This window comes from Pantoea sp. PGP6 (assembly GCF_053474785.1).
Window position 1 is genome coordinate 2,755,650 of sequence record NZ_JBQBMA010000001.1, and the last position, 23,748, is coordinate 2,779,397.

At 55.9% G+C, this 23,748-nt stretch carries 21 protein-coding genes; 4 read left to right on the top strand and 17 right to left on the bottom strand.

Annotated features, from left to right (window positions below; translation table 11 throughout):
• Positions 1-282: 282 nt before the first annotated feature.
• On the top strand, positions 283-1,872 hold the full coding sequence (locus ACLIBF_RS13440) for an MFS transporter (protein WP_448309961.1): 1,590 nt from the start codon (positions 283-285) through the stop codon (positions 1,870-1,872).
• 12 nt (positions 1,873-1,884) lie between these two features.
• A complete protein-coding gene (gene bglB, locus ACLIBF_RS13445) occupies positions 1,885-3,024 on the top strand; it encodes a beta-galactosidase BglB (RefSeq protein WP_069728169.1) in 1,140 nt (379 codons plus the stop codon).
• 55 nt (positions 3,025-3,079) lie between these two features.
• Here the strand turns inward: bglB and ptsG are convergent, their stop codons facing one another.
• From ptsG to yceD, 14 genes are all read right to left on the bottom strand, one after another.
• The gene (gene ptsG, locus ACLIBF_RS13450) at positions 3,080-4,513 is read right to left on the bottom strand and encodes a PTS glucose transporter subunit IIBC (protein WP_031377250.1); all 1,434 of its coding nucleotides are present in this window, start codon (positions 4,511-4,513) and stop codon (positions 3,080-3,082) included.
• A 292-nt stretch (positions 4,514-4,805) separates the two neighbouring features.
• Positions 4,806-5,597, bottom strand: coding sequence for a metal-dependent hydrolase (locus tag ACLIBF_RS13455; RefSeq protein ID WP_448309963.1), 792 nt, complete (start codon positions 5,595-5,597; stop codon positions 4,806-4,808).
• Between the two features lie 17 nt (positions 5,598-5,614).
• Positions 5,615-6,604: a DNA polymerase III subunit delta' gene (gene holB / locus ACLIBF_RS13460; RefSeq protein WP_046288393.1), complete on the bottom strand. Its 990-nt coding sequence runs from the start codon at positions 6,602-6,604 to the stop codon at positions 5,615-5,617.
• Entirely contained in the window at positions 6,604-7,236 is a 633-nt protein-coding gene (gene tmk, locus ACLIBF_RS13465; protein ID WP_279810339.1) for a dTMP kinase, read from the bottom strand. The genes holB and tmk overlap by 1 nt, the downstream gene beginning before the upstream one ends.
• Positions 7,226-8,245: an endolytic transglycosylase MltG gene (gene mltG / locus ACLIBF_RS13470; protein WP_031376573.1), complete on the bottom strand. Its 1,020-nt coding sequence runs from the start codon at positions 8,243-8,245 to the stop codon at positions 7,226-7,228. The genes tmk and mltG overlap by 11 nt, the downstream gene beginning before the upstream one ends.
• Complete coding sequence (gene pabC, locus ACLIBF_RS13475) at positions 8,242-9,057, bottom strand: aminodeoxychorismate lyase (protein WP_448309965.1); 816 nt, start codon at positions 9,055-9,057, stop codon at positions 8,242-8,244. Before pabC ends, mltG begins: the two co-directional genes overlap by 4 nt.
• A gap of 106 nt (positions 9,058-9,163) precedes the next feature.
• Complete coding sequence (fabF, locus tag ACLIBF_RS13480) at positions 9,164-10,405, bottom strand: beta-ketoacyl-ACP synthase II (protein ID WP_031376572.1); 1,242 nt, start codon at positions 10,403-10,405, stop codon at positions 9,164-9,166.
• 85 nt (positions 10,406-10,490) lie between these two features.
• On the bottom strand, positions 10,491-10,727 hold the full coding sequence (acpP, locus tag ACLIBF_RS13485; RefSeq protein ID WP_003849865.1) for an acyl carrier protein: 237 nt from the start codon (positions 10,725-10,727) through the stop codon (positions 10,491-10,493).
• Positions 10,728-10,881: 154 nt separating this feature from the next.
• Positions 10,882-11,616 (bottom strand): 3-oxoacyl-ACP reductase FabG, encoded by a 735-nt coding sequence (gene fabG / locus ACLIBF_RS13490; protein WP_031376571.1) that lies wholly within the window; start codon positions 11,614-11,616, stop codon positions 10,882-10,884.
• A gap of 10 nt (positions 11,617-11,626) precedes the next feature.
• Positions 11,627-12,559, bottom strand: coding sequence for an ACP S-malonyltransferase (gene fabD, locus ACLIBF_RS13495; protein WP_279810338.1), 933 nt, complete (start codon positions 12,557-12,559; stop codon positions 11,627-11,629).
• Between the two features lie 16 nt (positions 12,560-12,575).
• Positions 12,576-13,529, bottom strand: a complete 954-nt coding sequence (locus ACLIBF_RS13500) for a beta-ketoacyl-ACP synthase III (protein WP_031376570.1) — start codon at positions 13,527-13,529, stop codon at positions 12,576-12,578.
• Complete coding sequence (gene plsX / locus ACLIBF_RS13505) at positions 13,530-14,570, bottom strand: phosphate acyltransferase PlsX (RefSeq protein WP_069728168.1); 1,041 nt, start codon at positions 14,568-14,570, stop codon at positions 13,530-13,532.
• A gap of 25 nt (positions 14,571-14,595) precedes the next feature.
• Positions 14,596-14,766: a 50S ribosomal protein L32 gene (gene rpmF / locus ACLIBF_RS13510; protein ID WP_003849870.1), complete on the bottom strand. Its 171-nt coding sequence runs from the start codon at positions 14,764-14,766 to the stop codon at positions 14,596-14,598.
• 14 nt (positions 14,767-14,780) lie between these two features.
• Positions 14,781-15,302 carry a 23S rRNA accumulation protein YceD gene (yceD, locus tag ACLIBF_RS13515; protein ID WP_069728167.1) on the bottom strand — a complete coding sequence of 174 codons (522 nt, stop codon included), beginning with the start codon at positions 15,300-15,302 and terminating at the stop codon, positions 14,781-14,783.
• A 140-nt stretch (positions 15,303-15,442) separates the two neighbouring features.
• Here yceD and ACLIBF_RS13520 point away from each other — a divergent pair, with 140 nt between their 5' ends.
• Positions 15,443-16,030 (top strand): Maf family protein, encoded by a 588-nt coding sequence (locus tag ACLIBF_RS13520; protein WP_069728166.1) that lies wholly within the window; start codon positions 15,443-15,445, stop codon positions 16,028-16,030.
• 11 nt (positions 16,031-16,041) lie between these two features.
• On the opposite strand, the gene rluC is transcribed toward ACLIBF_RS13520, so the two are convergent.
• Positions 16,042-16,998, bottom strand: coding sequence for a 23S rRNA pseudouridine(955/2504/2580) synthase RluC (gene rluC / locus ACLIBF_RS13525; RefSeq protein ID WP_089561045.1), 957 nt, complete (start codon positions 16,996-16,998; stop codon positions 16,042-16,044).
• A 572-nt stretch (positions 16,999-17,570) separates the two neighbouring features.
• Here rluC and rne point away from each other — a divergent pair.
• Positions 17,571-20,945, top strand: coding sequence for a ribonuclease E (rne, locus tag ACLIBF_RS13530; protein WP_448309969.1), 3,375 nt, complete (start codon positions 17,571-17,573; stop codon positions 20,943-20,945).
• Positions 20,946-21,114: 169 nt separating this feature from the next.
• On the opposite strand, the gene flgL is transcribed toward rne, so the two are convergent.
• Positions 21,115-22,080, bottom strand: coding sequence for a flagellar hook-associated protein FlgL (gene flgL / locus ACLIBF_RS13535; RefSeq protein WP_031376565.1), 966 nt, complete (start codon positions 22,078-22,080; stop codon positions 21,115-21,117).
• Positions 22,081-22,094: 14 nt separating this feature from the next.
• On the bottom strand, positions 22,095-23,744 hold the full coding sequence (gene flgK / locus ACLIBF_RS13540; protein ID WP_448309971.1) for a flagellar hook-associated protein FlgK: 1,650 nt from the start codon (positions 23,742-23,744) through the stop codon (positions 22,095-22,097).
• Between the last annotated feature and the right edge of the window lie 4 nt (positions 23,745-23,748).

Consider the following 23,748-nt stretch of genomic DNA (forward strand, 5'->3'; position numbering starts at 1 on the left):
TTGCATTGTTCGTCTCTCTTTACAGCAACCTCTGCTGCCTGCGCTTCCGCTCACCTTTACAGGTCGATATTGATGCGCGCCACCGCACAAAAATGAAACGCCGTTTTATAAATTAGATTTTAGCCGCCCTTTTCTTTGTATCATTGCCACATCATCCCGGACCCTTGCCAGATTACGAAGGTTAACCCGGCGTCGCAGTTCTACTTTGCTATTCAGTCCGGCTGAGATGCCCGGCGTCGTCATGAGGGATTTACCGACATTCACCATCAAGGAGCACGCACCATGCGCTCACGTAAGATTGGTCTTGGCCATTATCTGGCCTACGGGTCCGGGGATTTTCTTGGAGCAGGCACCACGGCGCTGACTGCCGCCTGGCTGCTCTATTTCTATACCACTTTTTGTGGGTTGACCCCGATTGAGGCGACCCTGATTTTTGCTGCCGCCCGGGTACTGGATGCGGTCGTCAGTCCGCTGATGGGCTTCCTGACCGATAACTTTGGTTCGACCTGGCTGGGCAAACGCTTTGGCCGCCGCCGCTTTTTTATCCTGCTGGGCATACCCTGTGTCTTTAGTTACAGCCTGATGTGGATCAGCGACATGAGTTTCTGGTGGTATCTCTGCACCTATCTGCTGTTCGATATTATCTACACCATGATTCTGGTGCCTTATGAAACGCTGGTCCCTGAGATGACCGACGATTTCCGGCAGAAAACCCGCTTCTCTGGCGCACGGATCGGCCTGGCTCAGCTTTCGGCGATCCTGGCGGCTTTTTTACCCGGCATCCTGCTGGGGGCGCTTGGCAAAGACAACCCGCACTCCTTCTTTTATGCCAGCCTGGTGTTCTCGATCATCTGCGCCCTGGTGCTGACGCTGGTGTGGTTCTTTACCTGGGAACGTCATCCGGATGATTTCTCCGCCGAGTCACGCCGGGCAGAACAGGAAAAACAGCAGCTGACGCTGCTGCAAAATCTTAAACGGCTCTATGTTGAGCTCTCCTCGACCTTACGCGTTCGTATCTTCCGTCAGCATCTGGGCATGTATCTCGGCGGCTATATCGCTCAGGACGTGTTTAACGCGGTCTTCACCTGGTACGTGGTGTTTGTCCTGATGCAGAGCGCCCAGATTGCCTCAAACCTGATGGGCACCATGGCGGTTCTACAGTTTATCGCGGTGATGGGGATGATTCCGCTTTGTATCCGCATGGGACCGGCTCCCGCCTATCGCCTGGTGGCGGTGCTGTTCGGGCTGGCGGCGCTCTCGTATGCCGGGCTGTGGTATGCCGGGATGAACGATAACCTCGCGCTGCTGTTACTGATCTCCGCAGTAGCGGGTCTGGGCCGTGGCGGCATCAACTACGTCCCCTGGAACACCTATACCTATATCGCCGATGTCGATGAGGTGATCACCGGTCAGCGTCGTGAAGGCATTTTTGCTGGCATCATGACCTTAACCCGCAAAGCTTCGCAGGCCGGTGCGGTGATGCTGGTAGGTATTGTGCTGCAGCTCTCTGGTTTCGTCTCGGGTCAGGCGACCCAGGTACCGGGCGTCAGTCATACCATTCTGGCAATCCTCAGCCTTGGCACCGTGGCGGTACTCACCTGCGGTTTCCTGGTTTCACTGCGCTTCAAGCTGAATCTGCAGACGCATACCGTGCTGCGTGAAGAGACCCTGAAGATGCGCGAAGCGGGACGCATTGTGCCGGAAAAAATCACGCCTGAAGCGCGACAGATCGTCGAAACGCTGGCCGGCATGCCCTATGAAAACCTGTGGGGCAACAATAACATTGGCTTCCTCAATCGCATGAAGCCCGCTGCGCCACCGTTACCCTCGCATCGCCCTTTACTCTCATCTATCAACCCGACCTTAAAATGACAGGAATAAACCATGACTGTATTTCCCGTTAAACACAGCGCGCTATTGTGCCAACCTGAACATCTGCTGCCACGCAGCGAACTGGTCCAGCTGATCCACAAGCTGACACAAAATCTGGTCAACATCACCGACGAAACCGGCGAATTTTTGCTGCGGCTGGACGATGGCCGGGTGATCGATACTAAAGGCTGGGCGGGTTGGGAATGGACACACGGCATCGGCCTGTATGGCATGCTGCACTACTATCAGCAGACCGGTGATCGGCAGACGCTGGCGATCATTGATGACTGGTTCGCCCAGCGTCTGGCGGAGGGAACGCCCACCAAAAACGTGAATACCGTTTGCCCTTTTCTGACGCTGGCTTACCGCTATGAGGAGACCGGCAATGCCGCATGGCTGCCGGTGCTGGAGCGCTGGGCAGAATGGGTGATGTATGAAATGCCGCGCACGGAACAGGGCGGGCTGCAACACATTGTCTATAACAATGAAAACACCCAGCAGCTTTGGGACGACACCCTGATGATGAGCGTGATGGCGCTGGCGAAAATTGGTCAGTTACTGAAGCGTGACGAGTGGGTTGAGGAAGCGAGCTACCAGTTCCTGCTGCATACCCAGTATCTGATGGATCGTGAAACCGGGCTGTGGTTCCACGGCTGGAACTTTGACGGTCGGCATAATTTCGCCAATGCTCGCTGGGCACGCGGCAACAGCTGGCTGACCATCGTTATTCCCGATTTTCTGGAGATGATGAACTGGCCTGAGCATCATGCTACCCGCCGCTTTCTGCAGCAGGTGCTGGCGTCGCAGGTGAAGGCGTTGCAGGCGTGCCAGCACAGCAGCGGACTGTGGCATACCCTGCTCGATGACCCGCAGAGCTATCCGGAAGCCTCGGCTACCGCAGGATTCGCCTATGGCATTCTGAAAGCGGTGCGCAAGCGTTACCTGCCGGCGGAATATCGTGAGATGGCGGAAAAGGCGCTGCGCGGCGTGATTGCCAACATCGATGCCGACGGTGAGCTGAAGCAGGTATCGTTTGGCACGGCGATGGGCAGCGATCTGGACTATTACCGCACCATTCCACTGACCTCAATGCCGTACGGCCAGGCGATGGCGCTGCTGTGCCTGACCGAGTATCTGCGCGTCTATCTGTAAATCACGCGCATAAAAAAAGCCCCGCTGAGCGGGGCTTTTTATCATTCCGCTGGCATTACATGCTGCGGATATAATCATCCATATCGGTTTTCAGGTTATCGGATTTGGTACCGAAAATCGCCTGAACACCTGAACCTGCCACTACCACGCCACGTGCGCCGAGGTTTTTCAGTTCAGTCTGATCCACCTTCGCGACGTCAGCCACGCTGACACGTAAACGGGTGATACAGGCATCAAGGTTGGTGATGTTCTCTTTACCACCAAACGCCGCCACCAGTTTGCCCGCCATTTCAGTGCCGGTCGCAGTGGACTGCTCGCTGCTGGTCTCTTCACGGCCTGGTGTTTTCAGGTCCAGTTTAGCGATCAGCACGCGGAAGATGGTGTAGTAAACCAGACCGTAGATGATACCGATAATCGGGAACAGCCAGATTTTACTGCTGTTACCGCTCAGCACGATAAAGTCGATCAGACCGTGCGAGAAGCTGGTACCGTCACGCATTCCGAGCAGAATACAGATTGGGAAAGCCAGACCGGCCAGCAGCGCATGGATTACGTACAGGATCGGCGCAACGAACATGAATGAGAATTCAATCGGTTCGGTGATACCGGTCAGGAATGCAGTCAGCGCAGCGGAGATCATGATACCGCCCACTTTGGCGCGATTTTCAGGCTTCGCTGAATGCCAGATAGCAATCGCTGCCGCTGGCAGACCGTACATTTTGAACAGGAAGCCACCGGAGAGTTTGCCCGCGGTCGGGTCACCCGCCATATAACGCGGGATATCACCATGGAACACCTGACCTGCCGCATTGGTGTATTCACCGATCTGCATCTGGAAAGGAACGTTCCAGATGTGATGCAGGCCAAACGGCACCAGCGAACGTTCTACCACACCGTAGATACCAAAGGCGACAACCGGGTTCTGATAGGCGGCCCACTGTGAGAACTCCTGAATCGCGGAACCTATCGGTGGCCAGATAAAGGAGAGCAGTACGCCGAGAATGATGGCTGCCAGACCGGAGATAATCGGTACGAAACGCTTACCGGCAAAGAAGCCGAGATATTCCGGCAGCTTGATGCGGTAAAAGCGATTGAACATATACGCGGCAATCGAGCCGGCGATAATACCGCCCAGTACCCCGGTATCCGCCAGGTGTTTCGCCTCAATTTCTGCCGCTGGCAGATGCAGCACCAGCGGAGCCACCACCGCCATGGTTTTCACCATGATGCCGTAAGCGACTACCGCGGCCAGTGCTGATACACCGTCGTTATTGGTAAAGCCCAACGCCACACCGATGGCAAAAATCAGCGGCATATTGGCGAACACCGATCCGCCCGCTTCTGCCATCACATGCGAAACCACTGCAGGCAACCAGCTGAAATTGGCCGAACCGACACCTAACAAAATCCCGGCAATCGGCAGAACCGATACCGGTAGCATGAGCGATTTACCGACCTTTTGCAGGTTGGCAAAAGCATTTTTGAACATAGCGTGAAGCTCCTGAGTATGAGTGCATTTTTTCGCGCATTGCGCGTGGCAAAGAGGGAGGATTCTTTACCGGGTTGGCGGTGACCGCCTTTTGATTTATTACGAAGGGTAAAATAAATCGTTATTTGTTACTTTGACGGTTATCACGTTTCGACAATCGCAAGCGTGCACTTTACGAAATTTCTTACTGACCCGCACGAATAATCAGCAATAAAAAGCTGGCCTTGTTGGAAAAACAAGGCCATATGTGCAGATTACAGATTAATTACAGAGTATGAAATAAACGAGCGACTCAGGCACCCAGCCGGCTCATTGGGATGTGGAACAGCGCCGAGAAATTGCGGGTCGTGGTGGCGGCTAGCGTGTCAATATCCACGCCTTTCAGCACCGCCAGATAATCGGCGACATCGCGGGTGTAGGCGGGCTGATTCTCTTTGCCGCGATAAGGAACCGGGGCCAGATAAGGTGAATCGGTTTCAACCAGCATCCGATCCAGCGGAACGTAACGCGCCGCTTCACGCAGCTGCTCCGCATTACGGAAGGTGACGATGCCGGAGAACGAAATATAGAATCCCATATCCAGCAGTTTAGCCGCGGTAGGCTGATCCTCGGTATAGCAGTGCAGCACGCCGCCGCAGCGCTCAACCTGTTCCTCACGTAAAATTGCCAGCGTGTCTTCCCGCGCATCACGGGTATGCACAATGATCGGTTTGTTCAGGGCGATGCCGGTACGGATGTGCTCACGGAAGGAAGCCTGCTGCTGCGCTTTGGTCTCCTGCTGATAGTAATAATCGAGCCCGGTTTCCCCCAGCGCCACCACCTGTGGATCGGCAGCCAGACGGCGAAACTCCTCTACGTCATACGCCTCCTCCTGATTCAGCGGATGAACACCGCAGGAGAGCGCGATTTCGGGGCGGTTACCAACCAGCGCTTTCAGGGTATGAAAACCGGGCAGCGTGGTGGCAATGGCCAGCATAAATTTCACATCACGCGCAGCCGCTTTGGCGATCACATCATCCAGGTCGCGATGGTTTTTCTCATAGTCCAGGCCATCAAGGTGGCAATGGGAATCAACAATAAACATAGTTACTCTCAGAAGGTTTAGCCGATCAGCGCAGGCTTCATATTATCAGCCCAGCTCAGGAGCTGATCGGTCAGCAATAATTCGCGGTTAACCGCCGCCACGTGCAGCAACTGCTCGCGACAGCGCATCCAGCCCTGCGCACTGCTGTTCAGCGCAGTCGGGGTAAAGTGTTCTGCCAGCAGCGTCACCACGTCCTGACGATCGACGTTACTCAACCACTGTCCTGCATTCTGCTGCCATTTCATCGCATCCAGCAGCAGCGAGAGCAGCCAGCCAATGCGCACCGCCGCGTCGTCGCCATTGAGCACCGGCAGCAGTTGCAGAATGTCCTGCTGCAGTGCCGCGGGCAGCGCATCGCACAATTTCTGTCGCGCCTGCCACGGGCCTGCCGCCAGCAGATTGAGCGCCGCTTCCGGCGCGCCAGCGCTGAGTCGCAACGCGGCGACCAGCATCGCTTCATCCTGCGACGTCTGTTTCTTCAGCCAGTTCAGGCTGAGTCCTTCCTCCGGCGGTGAAAGATGCAGCGTCATGCATCGGCTGCGCAAGGTCGCCAGCAGGCGCGACGGGTCACGGCTACTGAGGAAAAACCAGCTATTGGCCGGCGGTTCTTCCAGCGTTTTCAGCAGGGCGTTGGCCGCAGCTTCAGAGAGCTGAGCCGCATCAGGCAGCCAGACAATTTTGGCACCGCCCTGCTGACCGAAATGATACATTTTCTCGGTCACCTGACGAACCGCATCAATGCCGAGGGTATTTTTACCTTTCTCTGCTTCCAGCCGGTACCAGTCCGGATGGGTATTGGCCTGCATCAGCTGGCAACCGTGGCATTGCCCGCAGCTTTTCAGGCCATCGGGCTGCTGGCACATCAGCCAGCGGCTGATTCCCCACACCAGCGCATCATCGCCCATCCCGGCCATCGCCTGAATCAGCAGCGCGTGATGACTCCGGCCCTGCTGATGCTGCGTGATCAGCTGGCGATAGGGCTGGTTGAGCCACGGGAACCAATTCATCACGCCTGCTCCGCCAGCCAGCCCTTCAGGGTGGACTGAAGTGACGCCGTCACTTGTTGCAGCGACTGGGTGGCATCAATTGTCAGAATAGTGGGATCGTCCGCCGCCAGCGCCAGATAACGGTCGCGGGTGCGCTCAAAAAAGCGCAGCGACTCCTGCTCAATGCGATCCAGCGCGCCACGGGCACGGGCGCGTTGCAGGCCGATGTCTGGCGTTACGTCGAGATAGAGCGTCAAATCGGGGCGAAAATCGCCCAGTACTGCATCGCGCAGGGTACGCATCAGTTCACTGTCGAGTCCGCGTCCGCCGCCCTGATAAGCCTGCGAAGAGAGATCGTGCCGATCGCCAATCACCCAGGCCCCGCGAGCCAGCGCCGGTTTGATCACCGTTTCGACCAGCTGCACGCGCGCCGCGTAGAGCATCAGCAGTTCCGCTTTATCGGTCACCTGTTCACCTTCAATGCCCTGCTTGACCAGCACCCGCAGCTGCTCCGCCAGCGGCGTTCCACCAGGCTCGCGGGTGAAGACGATATCTTCAATCCCGCGTTCGCGCAGCGTGGCGACAATCGCATCGCGCGCCGTGGTTTTACCGGCGCCTTCCAGGCCCTCAATGACGATAAACTTACTGTTCATTTTTTTCCTTCAGCGTTTGCCGGTAAACCTGCACCGCCCGGTTATGGCTGGCAAGATTGGTGGTAAAGGTGTGTCCGCCCTTTCCATCCGCCACAAAATAGAGATAGTTGCTCTTTTCCGGATGAGCCGCCGCCTGCAGCGACGCTTTGCCCGGCATGGCAATCGGGCCTGGCGGCAGACCATTAATGATATAGGTATTGTAATCGGTTGCCGTCTCCAGATCTTTACGCGTCAGGGTACCGTTATAAGCCGGGCCCATGCCGTAAATCACCGTCGGGTCGGTTTGCAGTCGCATGCCGGTTCGCAGTCGATTAATAAACACCGAGGCGACACGGGCGCGCTCTTCACTGACGGCAGTCTCTTTTTCAATGATCGAGGCCATGGTCACCAGATCCTGCGGCGTTTTATACGGCAGATTATCCGCCCTTTCCTGCCAGACCTGATCGATGGTTTTCTTCATCCGCTCATGGGCGCGCTGCAGGATCGCCAGATCGCTGGTATTAGCGGTATAGAGATAGGTATCCGGGAAGAAGTTGCCTTCCAGCTGCTGCGGATCAACCTTCAGCTCGCTGGCCAGCGTCGCAAACTGGTCATCTTTCAGCGTATGCCGGATATAGGGCGCTTTGCGCAGCTCGCTCAGCCACTCCGTCAGGCGCTGACCTTCGACCAGGCGCAACGGAAACTGTGCCTCTTTGCCGCTGGCCAGCAGCTGCAGCAGCGAACGCACCGTCATGGTCGGTTCGAGGCGGTAGGTCCCGGCTTTGAAAGTCGCCAGTTCGGGTTCTACCTTCAGTAACGCGCCAAACCAGATGCTGTGCGGAATGATGTTCTGACTTTCTAACTGCGCTTCAAGCGCCACCCGGCCAGTACCGGCGGGCAGCGTGTAGATCGTTTCCTGGTGCAGGGTTAACGGGGTGGACGCGAACTGTTTTATCTGCCAGTAACTTAAGGCAGCCGCGACACCCACTATCGCCACAATGCTGGCGAGAATTTTTTTACTTCGGCTCATGATGCATCCATTATCTTTTTACAGCTTGCGTGCAACTGATTAAACAGCGTGCGTTGAGTAAAGTTCACCGCCTCCAGCTGTCGTACCGGTAAAACCGGCATCAGGGCGTTACATATCACGATTTCATCGGCAGCCAGCAACGCGTCAGGTTCACACTGAACAACCCGGCAAGCCTGCCCTGCAGCGGCGAGCTGTGCCATCAGACTGCGTCGCATAATGCCATCGACGCCCGCCCAGCGCAGGTCAGGGGTAAAAATCTCCGAGCCCCGGCGCCAGAATAAATTGGCCGCACAGCATTCCACCACCCAACCTTCAGTGTCAAGCACCAGCGCTTCGTCGGCGTCTGTCTGGTCAAGATGAGCCCGGATCATCACCTGTTCCAGCCGGTTGAGATGCTTCAGACCGGCAAACTGCGGATTGCGCGCCAGCCGAATCGGGCTGAGAGCCAGCGACGCGCCGCGCTGCTGTAAGTCAGCATAATGTTGCGGCCACGCTGCCAGCGAAACGATACGCGTCGGCTCACCTCCCCCTTTCCGGCTGTAACCGCGTCCGCCGCTGCCGGCGCTGAGTATTACTTTCAGCACAGCCTGCCTCTGATCCCGGGCTGCCTGACGCATTTCATTTTCCAGCTGCAGCCAGTCGATGCCGTTGATTAACAGCCGCTCACAGCCCTCTCTGAGACGCTGAATGTGGCGTTCCAGTAACAGGATCTTGCCCTGCTGCACCGCCGCGGTGGTAAAGCAGCCATCCCCGAACTGCAGTCCGCGATCGCTGGCCGCCAGAGTTGTTTGTTCGATGCCGTTAATCCACATGGTTATCTCCGGTTGGGCAGCGATCGGCTGCGCCGATGCTGACTGTTTTGAATTATCAGGATAAAAAAAGGCCCGCATTGCGGGCCTTTTTAGCAATCAACTGCGATTACACTTTACGGAAAATCAATGATCCGTTGGTGCCACCGAAGCCGAAGGAGTTACACAAGGTGTACTCCAGTCCGGAAACCTGACGCGCGGTATGCGGCACGAAATCGAGATCGCAGCCTTCATCCGGGTTGTCGAGGTTAATGGTCGGCGGTACCGCCTGGTCACGCAGAGCCAGAATCGAGTAGATCGATTCAACGGCACCCGCAGCACCCAGCAAATGCCCGGTCATCGATTTGGTTGAGCTCACCATTACCGTACTGGCTGCTGCCCCGAATACCGATTTCACTGCACGTGTTTCCGCTTTGTCACCGGCTGGCGTCGAGGTGCCGTGCGCGTTGACATAGCCGATTTGCTCTGGCGTAAGCTGAGCATCACGCAGCGCATTGATCATCGCTGCTGCTGCGCCCGAGCCATCTTCCGGCGGAGAGGTCATGTGGTAAGCATCGCTGCTCATACCAAAGCCGACAATTTCCGCATAGATTTTCGCGCCGCGCTGCTTAGCATGTTCGTACTCTTCGAGTACTACAATACCGGCACCGTCACCCAGCACAAAACCGTCACGATCTTTATCCCATGGGCGGCTTGCTGCCTGTGGGTTGTCGTTACGGGTGGAGAGTGCACGTGCTGCGCCAAATCCGCCAACGCCTAATGGCGTACTGGCTTTTTCAGCACCGCCTGCCAGCATCACGTCAGCATCGTTATAGGCGATGATACGTGCGGCGTGGCCGATATTGTGCACGCCAGAGGTACAGGCAGTCGCAATAGAGATGCTCGGACCTTTCAGGCCGTACATGATAGTGAGATGACCCGCTACCATGTTTACGATAGTCGAAGGCACAAAGAACGGGCTGATTTTACGCGGGCCACCGTTTACCAGTGAAGTATGATTGTCTTCAATCAGACCTAAACCACCGATGCCGGAACCAATCGCTGCGCCCATACGACCTGCATTTTCTTCGGTCACAACCAGACCGCTATCCTGCATAGCCTGCATGCCGGCAACAATGCCGTATTGGATGAAGTCATCCATCTTGCGCTGATCTTTGCGCGAGATGTAGTCATCACAATTAAAACCTCTTACCAGACCTGCAAAACGGGTTGCATAGGCACTGGTATCAAAATGGTCGATCAGGTTAATGCCGCTCTGACCGGCAAGGAGAGCACTCCAGGTAGACTCTACGGTATTGCCGACAGGAGACAACATGCCAAGACCGGTCACAACTACACGACGCTTAGACACGTTCGTCCTCCAGGGAGGGGAAATAGGGAACTATGTGGGACAAACATAAAAATCAGGCGGTCGAGCGACCGCCTGAAGATATTCATTAGCCTTTGTGGCTATTGATGTAGTCGATCGCTGCCTGAACGGTAGTGATTTTCTCAGCTTCTTCGTCTGGAATTTCAGTATCAAACTCTTCTTCCAGAGCCATTACCAGCTCAACGGTATCAAGAGAATCGGCACCCAGGTCTTCTACGAAAGATGCAGAGTTGGTCACTTCTTCCTCTTTCACACCCAGCTGCTCACTGATGATTTTCTTAACGCGTTGTTCGATATCGCTCATACTATTTAATTTCCTATCAAAACTCGCTTACGCGATGGTTTTCGTAGTGTATAAAATGGTGAAAAAGATGCAACAAAATCCCGGCTGGTCGAACCACGATTTTACGCTATTTTGCGGTTTTAGCCGCAAATAATGCAAATGTTTTCGTGATTTATCAGACCATGTACATGCCGCCATTGACGTGCAGCGTTTCACCTGTGATGTAGGCTGCTTCGTCAGAGGCTAAGAATGCCACAGCATTGGCGATTTCTTGCGCTTCGCCTAAGCGACCCGCAGGTACTTCCGCCAAAATACCAGAACGTTGATCTTCGTTCAGTGCCCGCGTCATGTCTGTCTCAATAAAACCTGGAGCCACGACGTTGACGGTAATGCCACGTGACGCGATTTCGCGCGCCAGTGATTTGCTAAAGCCAATTAAACCCGCTTTTGCTGCCGCGTAGTTTGCCTGGCCCGCGTTACCCATGGTTCCAACAACGGAACCGATGGTGATGATACGGCCCACGCGCTTTTTCATCATGGCACGCAATACCGCCTTAGAAAGGCGGAAGACAGAAGTGAGGTTGGTATCAAGGATATCCTGCCACTCATCGTCCTTCATGCGCATGAGGAGATTATCACGCGTAATGCCTGCATTATTGACTAAAATATCCACTTCGCCAAATTCTGCGCGAATATTCTCTAAAACACTGTCGATCGATGCAGCGTCAGTCACGTTCAGTAACAGGCCTTTACCCTTGTCGCCAAGGTAAGCACTGATGGCGTCAGCGCCATTCTGGCTGGTCGCGGTACCTACAACTTTAGCGCCTTTTGCCGCCAGCGTCTCTGCAATCGCACGACCAATGCCGCGACTCGCGCCGGTTACCAGCGCAACTTTACCTTCAAAGCTCATGATTTTCCTCTTATTCCTTTCCGAGTGCAGCCGTCAGTGATGCACTATCGTTGACGGCAGCCGCTGTCAGGCTATCCACAATGCGTTTGGTCAGACCGGTCAGCACTTTGCCTGGACCGATCTCCAGCAGTTGGGTCACACCCTGTGCCGCCATCGCTTCCACGCTTTCGGTCCAGCGAACCGGACTGTAGAGCTGGCGCACCAGCGCATGGCGAATCGCGCCAGCGTCAGTTTCGGCTTTGACATCGACGTTATTGATCACCGGCACCGCAGGCGTATTGAAGGTGATGGACTCCAGCGCCACGGCCAGTTTGTCCGCCGCTGGCTTCATCAGCGCGCAGTGAGACGGCACGCTGACCGGTAACGGCAGCGCACGCTTAGCTCCGGCAGCCTTACAGGCTGCGCCGGCACGCTCTACCGCTTCTTTGTTACCCGCGATGACCACCTGGCCTGGCGAGTTAAAGTTAACCGGCGAGACGACCTGACCTTGCGCACTCTCTTCACAGGCTTTGCGGATTGATGCGTCATCCAGGCCAATAATCGCCTGCATTGCGCCAGTACCTTCCGGCACGGCTTCCTGCATCAGTTGGCCACGCAGCTCAACCAGCTTGATCGCATCGGCAAAATCCAGCACGCCAGCACATACCAGCGCGGAATATTCACCCAGGCTATGACCGGCCATCATTGACGGCTGCTCACCGCCCTGCTGCCGCCAGACACGGTAAATAGCGACCGAGGCGGCTAACAGCGCTGGCTGGGTCTGCCACGTTTTGTTCAACTCTTCAGCCGGCCCCTGGCTGACTAACTGCCATAAGTCATATCCCAGTACCGCAGAGGCTTCACGGAAAGTCTCTTCCACCTGCGGATAGGTAGCGGCTAAATCAACCAGCATACCGACCGTCTGTGAACCCTGGCCTGGGAAAACAAAAGCAAATTGCGTCATCTTACGTTCCTGTCAATCAAAAGCGAACCAGTGCAGAACCCCAGGTGAATCCACCACCAAAGGCTTCCAGCAAAATAAGGTGTCCGGGTTTGATGCGGCCATCACGGACCGCTTCATCCAGTGCGCTTGGCACCGATGCGGCAGAGGTATTGCCGTGGCGATCAAGGGTAACCACTACTTTATCCATGGTCATACCCAGTTTCTTCGCCGTCGCGCTGATAATGCGCAGGTTGGCCTGATGCGGTACCAGCCAGTCCAGCATTTCGCGGTCGAGATTATTGGCCTGCAGCGTCTCATCAACGATGTGCGCCAGCTCGGTGACCGCAACTTTGAAGACTTCGTTGCCAGCCATGGTGACGTAGGCGGGTTGGTCCTGATGCGCGCGATCCTGATAAGGCAGGGTCAGCAACTGGGCGTAGCGGCCATCGGCGTGCAGGTGGGTCGAAATAATCCCCTGCTCTTCACTCTGGCCAAGTACTACCGCGCCGGCGCCATCGCCGAACAGAATAATGGTGCCGCGATCTTCCGGGTCCAGCGCACGTGCCAGCACGTCAGCACCAATCACCAGCGCATGCTTAACCGCGCCATTTTTGATGTACTGATCGGCCACGCTCAGGGCGTAAGTAAAGCCCGCACAGGCGGCAGCAAGGTCAAACGCCGCGCAGTCTTTGATCTCCAGCATTTGCTGGATCATGCAGGCGGAGCTGGGGAAGGCATGGCTGGAAGAGGTTGTGGCGACAATAATCAGCCCAACATCGTTCGCCTCAATGCCGGCCATTTCGAGGGCGCGTTGAGCCGCGCTGAATCCCATGGTGGCGACCGTTTCATCAGGCGCAGCAATACGGCGCTCACGGATGCCGGTGCGGGTGACAATCCACTCGTCCGACGTCTCCACCATTTTTTCCAGATCGGCATTGGTGCGAACCTGGCTAGGCAAATAACTGCCCGTACCGATAATTTTGGTATACATCTAGGCTTTGTCACTCCTGGCTAATACAGCATCAAGGCGCGCAGCAATTCGTTCGGGAACCTGCTGCCGCACCGCCTGCTCTGCCTGTTCTATCGCCACGGTGAAAGCATGTTGACTTGCTGCACCGTGACTTTTGATCACTGTCCCGCGCAATCCTAACAGACAAGCGCCATTGTACTGGTCAGGGTTGAGATGCCCGAAACGCTTCGCCAGTCGTTTCTGGATCCAGCGTCCCAGCAATCTCAGCCACCATGACCGTTTTTTGCCTTCCCCCGACGACTTCAGCAGGGAAAGGAACATTCTTACCACGCCTTCCATGGTCTTCAGCGTGACATTACCGACAAACCCGTCACAGACCATCACATCCGTTTTACCGGTGAGTAGCTCATTACCTTCAAGGTAACCAATATAGTTGATCTGCGGTGATTCTCGCAGGATTACCGCTGCGTCGCGAATGGTTTCCAGCCCTTTGGTCTCTTCATGACCAATATTGAGCAGCGCGACACGCGGCCGGGCAATGCCGAGCACATGTTCCGCCATCACCGATCCCATCACCGCAAATTGCACCAGCATCGCACTGTCTGAGCCGACGTTAGCCCCCAGATCCAGCACCACGGTTTTACCCTGCTGCTGATGCGGTAAAACGGACATTAACGCCGGACGTTTAATGCCATCCAGCGGCTTTAATATCAGCGTGGCCAGTCCCATCAGGGCACCGGTATTGCCTGCGCTTACGCAGGCCTGCGCACGTCCCTCTTTGACCATCTCCAGCGCCACACGCATTGAGCTGCCGCGACTGTTTCGAATAGCCTGAGCGGGTCGCGCATCACTTGCAATAACCGATTCGGCAGGAATGACCTGCAAACGCCCCAGTAAGGAGGAATCCGCTTTGGCAAGCAATGGCGTGAGAATGTCGGGATTTCCGACCAGAAGAAGGAATAGCTGCGAATGAGAGGCCAGTGCCTGCAATGCTGCAGGCACTGTCACGCAAGGACCGAAGTCCCCGCCCATGGCATCAATAGCCAGGGTCAAACGTGTCAAGGTATCGCCTTGCTAAGCAAGAAACTTACTTAACGATAACCTTGCGACCGCGGTAGTAACCATCCGCAGTAATGTGGTGACGCAGATGAGTTTCGCCAGAAACTTTATCTACTGACAGAGCAGCAGTGGTCAGCGCATCGTGCGAACGACGCATACCACGCTTAGAACGGGTGGGTTTATTCTGTTGTACGGCCATGGACCTTACTCCTATTACTTACGCTTTAAACTGGCTAATACGGCAAATGGATTTGGTTTCTCCGCCTCTGCAGGCAGTTTGCCAAAGACCATGTCCGCCTCGGACACTTCACAGTGTTCAGAATCATGTACCGGAACGACCGGCAGCGCGAGAATGATTTCGTCCTCGACGACTGCCAGCAGATCGATCTCACCAAACTCGTTGACATCGATCGGCTCGTACGCTTCCGGCAATGCCTCGGCCTGCTCTTCAGAAGAGACAGGACTGAAGCAATAACTTACGTGTACGTGATGAGGAAAGGTCTGGTTGCAGCGCTGACAACGCAACGTCACTTGTACTTCAGCTGTACCCGTCAGTACCGCCAGACGTTGACTGTCAACCGCAAACGACATGGCACAATCCACATCACTGTCCACACTAACCACTGACTCGGCCACGCGCTCCACCTGTGCAGATGTGTAGACACCTTGATAATCAAGGCGTTTTTGAGCGGTGCGGACGGGGTCCAGTGTTAGGGGTAATTTTACCTTTTGCATAGGGCGCGCATATTAACTTTGTAATGTCATAGAGTCAAAGAAAAAGGCCGTTAAACAGCATCTTTCAACCACTATTCGCATCCAGTGCGGCGCACAGTTTAAAATGACTGTCACCAATTCGCTATCACTATTGAAAAAAAATGACCACATCGATTCTTTTAGCCTCAACCTCGCCCTTTCGCCAGGCATTATTGCAAAAGCTGGGCCTGCCCTTTATCACCGCCGCGCCCGAGGTGGATGAAGCCCCGTTGCCCGGCGAAACCGCGTCAGCGCTGGTGACACGCCTTGCGATAGCAAAAGCGCAGGCGCTGGCGCAGGCCTTTCCCGATCACTGGATCATCGGTTCCGATCAGGTCTGCGTGCTGGATGGGGTGATTACCGGTAAACCGCACAGCGTGGAGAACGCCCGGGCGCAGTTACGCGCCGCCAGCGGTAACCGCATCACCTTTTACACCGGCCTGGCGCTCTATCATCCTGCCAGTCAGCAACTGATGCACTGCTGCGAACCGTTTGTGGTGCATTTCCGTGAAATAACCGACGCGGAGATTGCGGCTTATATAGAGAAGGAACAGCCGCTGCACTGCGCCGGCAGTTTCAAAAGTGAGGGACTGGGGATTTGTCTGTTTGAGCGGCTGGAAGGACGGGATCCCAACACGCTGGTGGGACTGCCGCTGATCGCGCTGAACGGCATGTTACGGCAAGCCGGCATCAATCCGCTGTCGGACTGATGCCGGGATAATTATGCTTTCAGCTGGCGTAGCCTGATCAGACACTGCTTCAGGCCGTCATCCAGCGGCGCTTCCACCCGCATCACTTCGCCGGTGCCAGGATGGGTAAAGGTCAGCGCCGCGGCGTGCAGGAACAGCCGCTTTAAGCCGGTTGAGGCTAACTGGCTATCAAACTCACGTTCGCCGTAGCGATCGTCGAAGGCGATTGGATGACCCGCATGCAGGGTATGAACGCGAATCTGATGAGTACGACCGGTTACCGGGCTGGCTTTCACCAGCGTAGCAAAGGCAAAACGCTCCTCAACCTTAAAGCGGGTTTCAGAAGGCTTACCTTCACTACTGACGCGCACAATACGTTCGCCGCTCTGCAGAATATTCTTCAGTAACGGCGCCTGCACCACTTTCAGATGTGAAGGCCAGTTACCGCGCACCAGCGCCAGGTAATCTTTCTGCATCCCTTTTTCGCGCAGCTGTTCGTGCAGGGAACGCAGCGCTGAGCGCTTCTTCGCCACCAGTAAAATGCCGGAGGTATCACGATCCAGTCGATGCACCAGCTCCAGGAAGCGGGCTTCGGGCCGCAACGCACGTAATCCTTCGATCACCCCGAAGCTCAGCCCGCTGCCGCCGTGTACCGCGGTGCCTGACGGCTTATTCATCACCAGCAGGGATTCATCTTCATACAGGATGGCGTCAGCCAGCGAGGCGACTTTGGCCAGCTTCGGCGACACCGCATCTTCATCACGCTCCGCCACCCGCACCGGCGGAATACGGACCTCATCGCCCGCCTCCAGCTTATACTCCGGCTTGACGCGTTTTTTATTCACCCGCACCTCGCCTTTACGTACGATGCGATAAATCATGCTTTTTGGCACACCTTTCAGTTGGGTGCGCAAAAAGTTATCAATTCGTTGTCCGGCATTTTCAGCCGTGATGGCGACAAGTTGTACGCCCGGATTCTCTGTTTTCATGGCGGCGATTCTAAATAGTGTCCCCTGATAGCGCCACCCCTTTTTCTGTGCTTAACTCTGGGGTTAGTGTCGCGATAAGCGCTTCGGCTGCTGGCTTTTTCAGCAACCGGATGTTTTCCCCGACACCGTATAGCGTTAAATGTAAAGAAACTTCACAAGCTGGCTAAAGTCGCCTTGCTATATGAAGGTTAGCAATGGAATAATGCTTAAGTTTCTTACCTGAAGGGTTTCAGGGCAGAAAAAGAGCGAAATTGTCATTTTGCCGGATCGAGCAGACACGCAGCAATGGCGTAAGACGTAATGCGAAATCAGGCACTTAGCGGGCTGCGGGTTGCGGCCTGGACAGCAGTATGGAGTGCACGAGTTTTTTATTTGTCTCAGGCATTTCCACTATCTGGTGCTGTTTTCCCTTATGAAAAACAGGCCACCGACGTTATTTGCGCCCCTCGCGCGGTCGACAGCCGTGAGGTTGACGACATTGCACTAAGTCACGGGGCCATCGGTTGATACTCGTCCAGGGTAACTATGCCCGCAGCTGTAATCACTCATGAAAGAATAACGAGTAAGTCACGATGAAAAGAATGTTAATAAACGCAACTCAGCAGGAGGAGTTGCGCGTTGCCCTGGTTGACGGTCAGCGTCTGTACGATCTGGATATCGAAAGCCCAGGACACGAACAGAAAAAAGCCAACATCTACAAAGGTAAAATCACCCGTATTGAACCCAGCCTTGAAGCTGCGTTTGTCGATTATGGCGCAGAGCGTCACGGTTTCCTCCCCTTAAAAGAAATCTCCCGCGAATATTTCCCCTCCAGCTACAACGCGCACGGTCGTCCAAATATCAAAGACGTCCTGCGTGAAGGTCAGGAAGTCATTGTTCAGATTGATAAAGAAGAACGCGGCAATAAAGGCGCTGCGCTGACAACCTTTATCTCTCTGGCGGGCAGCTATCTGGTGCTGATGCCGAACAACCCACGTGCCGGAGGGATCTCCCGCCGCATTGAGGGTGACGATCGTACCGAACTGAAAGAAGCCCTTTCTGCGCTGGAACTGCCGGAAGGCATGGGATTGATCGTGCGTACCGCCGGCGTCGGCAAATCAGCCGAATCGCTGCAGTGGGATTTAAGCTTCCGTCTTAAGCACTGGGAAGCGATTAAAAAAGCCGCTGAAAACCGCCCTGCTCCGTTCCTGATCCATCAGGAAAGTAACGTGATCGTGCGTGCATTCCGCGACTACCTGCGTCAGGACATCGGTGAGATCCTGATTGATAATCCAAAAGTGCTTGAGCTGGCGCGTCAGCATATCGCGGCGCTGGGCCGTCCGGATTTCAGCAGCAAAATTAAGCTCTACACCGGTGAAATTCCGCTGTTCAGCCATTATCAAATCGAATCGCAAATCGAATCCGCTTTCCAGCGTGAAGTGCGCCTGCCTTCCGGCGGCTCGATTGTGATTGATAGCACCGAAGCGTTAACCGCGATCGATATCAACTCAGCACGCGCTACGCGCGGCGGCGATATCGAAGAAACCGCCTTTAACACCAACCTTGAAGCGGCAGACGAGATTGCCCGTCAGCTGCGTCTGCGTGACCTCGGCGGACTGATCGTTATCGACTTTATCGATATGACGCCGGTACGCCATCAGCGCGCAGTAGAAAATCGTCTGCGTGAAGCGGTCCGTCAGGATCGTGCGCGTATCCAGATTAGCCATATTTCCCGCTTCGGCCTGCTCGAGATGTCACGTCAGCGTCTGAGCCCGTCGTTAGGCGAATCCAGCCATCACGTCTGCCCACGCTGTAGCGGCACCGGCACCATCCGTGATAACGAATCGCTGGCGCTCTCTATTCTGCGTCTGATTGAAGAAGAAGCGCTGAAAGACAACACCAAAGAAGTCCACGCGATCGTTCCGGTTCAGGTGGCCTCTTACCTGCTGAATGAAAAACGTGAAGCCGTGAACGCCATTGAAAAGCGTCAGGGTGGCGTGAAGGCGATCATCGTACCTGATGACAAGATGCAAACCCCGCACTATTCGGTGCTGCGCGTGCGCAAAGGTGAAGAGACTCAGACCCTGAGCTACCACCTGCCGAAGCTGCATGAAGCAGAAATGGCGCTGCCATCTGAAGAAGAGCATGGCGAACGTCGTCGTCCTGAACAGCCGGCACTGGCGGCATTCGTGATGCCAGATGCCCCACCGGCTCCGGTAGAAGTCGCGCCTGAAGCGCCACGCGCCGAAGCGCAACCGGCAGCGAAAGCGGCCCCTGCCGTCGCAGCGCCGGCCACGGTCAGCACCGGCTTCTTTGGCCGCCTGTTTGGTGGTCTGAAGAAAATGTTCGGTGGCGAAGAAACCCCTGCAGTGACGCCAGCCGCCACTGAAGCAGCGGAACCACAGAAAGCGCCGGAAAGCGAAGAAGAGAACGCCAGTCAGCGTGGCGAACGTCGTAACAACAACCGCCGCAATAATAACCGTCGTGAGCGTACGCCGCGTAACGGTGAGAACGGTCAGGCGCGTGAAAGCCGTGAACCACGTGAGCCACGTGAAAGCCGTGAACCGCGCGAAAGTCGCGAACCACGTGAAAATCGTGAGCCGCGTGAAGGCAATGATAACCGTCGCAACAAACGTCAGTCTCAGCCTAATGAAGCGCGTGAAGAGCGTCCGGCACTGAGCGAAGAAGCCCGTCAGCAGCGCGACGAGCAGCAGCAACAGCGTCGTGAGCAGCGTGCTGAGCGTCAGCGTCGTCGTCAGGAAGAGAAACGCGCCCAGCAGGAAGCGGCCAAAGCCGCCGAGCAGCCGGTTGTGGCTGAAGCAGTTGTGGAAGCACCCGAAGCGCAGGATGACGATCGCGTGCAGGTTATGCCGCGTCGTAAGCCGCGTCAGCTGAGCCAGAAAGTCCGCGTTGATGATAACCGTCAGCCACTGCCAGCAGAAGCCACTGACATTGCCGTGCCGACCGAAGCGCGTGCAGTACAGCAGCCAGCGGCTGAAGTGCTGCCGACGGAAGCGCCGCAGATCGAAGAGCAGGATGATAACGATAGCCGTGACAACGCCAATATGCCGCGTCGTTCACGTCGTTCGCCACGTCATCTGCGCGTCAGCGGTCAGCGTCGTCGCCGTTATCGTGATGAGCGTTATCCGACTCAGTCCGCTATGCCACTGGCTGCGGCAGCCGCGTCGCCAGAGATGGCATCCGGTAAAGTGTGGGTACGTTATCCGGTGAGCCAGGCCAGCGAAGAGCAGGTTGTGCAGGATGCGGTTCAGGAAACGCCAGATTACACCCGCGAAGAGACAGCAGGCGCCATTGCGCTGCCGGTTGCTGCTGCGGTTGAATCAGCAGCGTCACAGGACGCGCCAGTACAGCAGGCTGAACCACAGGCAGAAACGCCGGTAACCGTGGTTAACACTGACGATACCAGCGCTATCGACGCGCCGGTTGATCATCAGCCTTCGGTGATCCCGGCTGCGGCTGAAGCGATTGCTGAAACTGTTACTGCTCAGGCACAGCCTGCTGAGCCGGTCAGTGATACGCCAGCGACCGCTTCTGTTGATGACAGCGCACAGCCGACAGAGATTGCGCAGCAAGCGCCAGTTGAAGTCAGCCGCGAAACGGAAGCACAGGTAGAAGAAGTGCTGAACGCCCCGGTCGCTGCCGCAGCAGAAACGGCACCGGTCAGTGAACCGCATGCACCTGTCGCTGCCCGTGATATCGAGCCGGCCGCGGTAGCGCAACCGGCCGCCACGCCAGCACCTGCTGCTGAGCCAATGGCCGCCGCGGACGTCACGCGCTGGAAGCACTTCGCTTCTGCCCCGATGACCAAAGCGCCGGCGCCGGTCTGGCAGCCAGAACCTGCACGTCACAGCGATTGGGTACGTTCGGCGTACGAGTTCGACGGTCGTGGATCTGCTGGCGGTCACGCGGCAACCCATCAGGCCACTGCGCCAGCAACCAAGCCATAACGCTGACCCTGACCTGAACCTGACCCCGGCCTGCAAGCCGGGGTTTTTTTATGCCTGTGGTGCGGGATTCAGCCCGAATTCAGGCAAAAAAAATCCCACCCTCTTTTATCAGGAGGGTGGGAGAAACTAAGCGCACCCGGTTAAAGTACGCTCAAATTTTCAGGTCAGATTATGAATTCAGCTGGAACAGTGACATCTTGGACATATCGGTAAAGGTCTTGTACGACGCCTGCAGCGCCGTCTGCTGCATGGTGTAGCTGGAGACCGCAGCGGTATAATCGACATCCACCAGATCGCTCATCTGCGAACTGTAAATCACATTACGATCGTCGCCCTGCGCATCCAGCGTATCGAGTTCCGACAGCTGGGTACCAATCTCGGAGCGTACGGTTAACACGTTATTCAGCGAGTTGCCCAGACCACGGTTGGTTTTATCCATCGCAGCCTGGAAAGTCTGTTTAGTGGCAGCATCAGCGTCATCCTGCGGCACTTTCAGCGCTGCAATTGCGCTGTCGAGCATGGCGAACAGGTTGGTTTCGCTGGCGCTGCCGTCCGGCTCTTTAGTGGCATTGCCGGTGATCGCCATGAAGATGTCGTCACCGGTATGACCAACGGTCATGGTGCGGCTACTGTCCACCTTCTGGGTGATCGCATCGGTTCCGCCCGCATAGCTGACGCCGGTGCCGGTGCCATCGACAAACGGCGCGCTGTCCGTTTTGTAACCCGCAAAGATATAGCGACCGTTCGCATCCTGGCTGTTGGCCTGGTTAAGTAACTGGGCGCGGATGCCTTCAAGCTGGGTTGCAATCGAGCCACGGTCATCGTCACTCAGCGTACCGGTTGAACCGTTAACGATCAGGGTTTGCGCATCCTGAATACTGCTGGTCACGCCTTTCAGCGCATTCTCTTCCAGCGATAATCCCTGGTTAGCAAAGGTACGTGCCAGCGCATACTGGCTGCTTTGCGCCTGAGTCTGTGACAGCACCACTGCGCGTGACGCGGCAATCGGATCGTCAGATGGATTGGTGACGCGGCGGCCGCTGGAGAGTTGCTCGCCCACTTTCAGCCAGGAGGCTTGCGAGTCGGTAATCCCGCGCACCTGCTGGTTAAACATCATATTTGTACTGATTCGCATGCTTTACCCTACCCTTAGCGAATATTGATCAATGCATCAAAAATGGTGCTGGCAGTCTGCAGCACCTGCGCATTTGCCATGTAATATTGCTGATATTTTGTCAGGTTAGCGTACTCCTCATCGAGGTTGACGCCAGAAACTGACTGCTGGCGATCGGTCAGCTGACCGACCACGCTTTTCTGCGTGGTGCTGGTAGTTTCCAGCGAGCTGGTTTTGTTGCCGACGGTACTGACGATGCTGGCATAAGCCTGCGCCAGCGTGGCGTTGCCGCCTACCAGTTTGGCATCCTGCAGGTCCAGCAGCTTTTGCGCATTACGGTTATCGCTTTCGCCACCGGTCGCACCGGCAGCGGCAATCTGTGATTCACTGGTGATCGCCACCGACATATCGTTAATGGCGTTCTGTACCGGTTTCACCAGAAAACTGTCTTTCGCAGCCGGCGCAGGCGTAGCGGCGACGGTCAGCTTCATGCCATCAAAACTCAGCGTGGTATTGCCGTTCGCATCGGTACCTGGGGTAATCGGGACGGAGATGCTGTCAGACGCGCGGGTCGCGGTCCAGTTGCTGCCGTCATAGCTCAGGGTATAGTTTGACGCTTTCAGAGCGCTGGTATCGGTCCACTCGGCGGTGACCGAAGCGGCAGTGCTGTTTTTACTGTTGCTGACCACGGTCGGGGTGCCGATATTAAAGAAATCGACGCCCTGATCGCCGTTGCTGTCAAAGCCCTGCTTATGCACGGCGTTGAAGCTGCTGGTGAAGGTGGCGGCCAGCTGGCCGAGCTGATTCTGCGCCAGATCGAGATCCTGAGAACGGAACGCCAGCAGACCACCCAGTGAACCGGTGGTAATCAGCTTCTCCGGGATCTCAACGTTACCCGCCTGTTTATCAACATAGCCGATGGTGGTCTGGGTTGGATCGCTGCTGGAGGTCATCGCCACCAGCTGGTTTGATTTGGTGCCATTGACCAGCGTCAGGCCGTTAGCCATCGAGACGCTGTAGCTACCATCCTGCTCTGAGACGGTCACGCCGACCACGTTGTTGAGGTCGCTGACCAGCTGATCGCGCTTATCCAGCAGATCGTTTGGTGCGGTGCCGGTACCGGTAGTCAGCCTGGCGATCTGCTTGTTGAGATCGGCAATCTGAGTGGTATAGGTATTGACCTGATTGACGCTGGAACCGATGTCGCTGTTTACGCTGTTCTGCATGCTGGTCAGATACTGCGAGGTGGTCTGGAACTGGCTGACCAGTCCCTGGGCGTTACTCAACATCGACTGGCGCGCCGACGGATCGTTGGCGTTGCTCACCACGTTCTGCAGGTTGGTAAAGAATTTCTGGATGGAGGTTGCCAGGCTGGTGGTCGAGGTTGACAGCAGATCGTCGATATTGGAAATCTGGCTGTACTGGGTGTTCACCGCGCTGTAGTTTGCGCTGGAGCCACGCAGCTGGGCGGCGATAAAAGCATCATATTCGCGCTGTACGCCGGTCACATTAACCCCGTTGCCGTAGTAGCTATTGCCCTGCAGAGTACTGTTTGCCTGGGCAAGGATGGTGGTCTGGCGTGTATAGCCCGCCACGGTGTAGTTAGTAATGTTATTACTGGTAGTACTCAGGGCGGCCTGCGCGGCACTCAATCCGCTCATCGCGGAGTTAATTATGCTGGACATCTCG

Coding starts and splice junctions, on each gene's coding strand:
- pabC (WP_448309965.1), bottom strand. CDS start 9,057: ATGTGGATTAACGGCATCGAACAAACAACTCTGGCGGCCAGCGATCGC.
- ptsG (WP_031377250.1), bottom strand. CDS start 4,513: ATGTTCAAAAATGCTTTTGCCAACCTGCAAAAGGTCGGTAAATCGCTC.
- yceD (WP_069728167.1), bottom strand. CDS start 15,302: ATGCAAAAGGTAAAATTACCCCTAACACTGGACCCCGTCCGCACCGCT.
- bglB (WP_069728169.1), top strand. CDS start 1,885: ATGACTGTATTTCCCGTTAAACACAGCGCGCTATTGTGCCAACCTGAA.
- rpmF (WP_003849870.1), bottom strand. CDS start 14,766: ATGGCCGTACAACAGAATAAACCCACCCGTTCTAAGCGTGGTATGCGT.
- flgK (WP_448309971.1), bottom strand. CDS start 23,744: ATGTCCAGCATAATTAACTCCGCGATGAGCGGATTGAGTGCCGCGCAG.
- rne (WP_448309969.1), top strand. CDS start 17,571: ATGAAAAGAATGTTAATAAACGCAACTCAGCAGGAGGAGTTGCGCGTT.
- ACLIBF_RS13440 (WP_448309961.1), top strand. CDS start 283: ATGCGCTCACGTAAGATTGGTCTTGGCCATTATCTGGCCTACGGGTCC.
- ACLIBF_RS13455 (WP_448309963.1), bottom strand. CDS start 5,597: ATGTTTATTGTTGATTCCCATTGCCACCTTGATGGCCTGGACTATGAG.
- mltG (WP_031376573.1), bottom strand. CDS start 8,245: ATGAGCCGAAGTAAAAAAATTCTCGCCAGCATTGTGGCGATAGTGGGT.
- tmk (WP_279810339.1), bottom strand. CDS start 7,236: ATGAACAGTAAGTTTATCGTCATTGAGGGCCTGGAAGGCGCCGGTAAA.
- ACLIBF_RS13520 (WP_069728166.1), top strand. CDS start 15,443: ATGACCACATCGATTCTTTTAGCCTCAACCTCGCCCTTTCGCCAGGCA.
- ACLIBF_RS13500 (WP_031376570.1), bottom strand. CDS start 13,529: ATGTATACCAAAATTATCGGTACGGGCAGTTATTTGCCTAGCCAGGTT.
- rluC (WP_089561045.1), bottom strand. CDS start 16,998: ATGAAAACAGAGAATCCGGGCGTACAACTTGTCGCCATCACGGCTGAA.
- fabD (WP_279810338.1), bottom strand. CDS start 12,559: ATGACGCAATTTGCTTTTGTTTTCCCAGGCCAGGGTTCACAGACGGTC.
- acpP (WP_003849865.1), bottom strand. CDS start 10,727: ATGAGCGATATCGAACAACGCGTTAAGAAAATCATCAGTGAGCAGCTG.
- holB (WP_046288393.1), bottom strand. CDS start 6,604: ATGAATTGGTTCCCGTGGCTCAACCAGCCCTATCGCCAGCTGATCACG.
- flgL (WP_031376565.1), bottom strand. CDS start 22,080: ATGCGAATCAGTACAAATATGATGTTTAACCAGCAGGTGCGCGGGATT.
- fabG (WP_031376571.1), bottom strand. CDS start 11,616: ATGAGCTTTGAAGGTAAAGTTGCGCTGGTAACCGGCGCGAGTCGCGGC.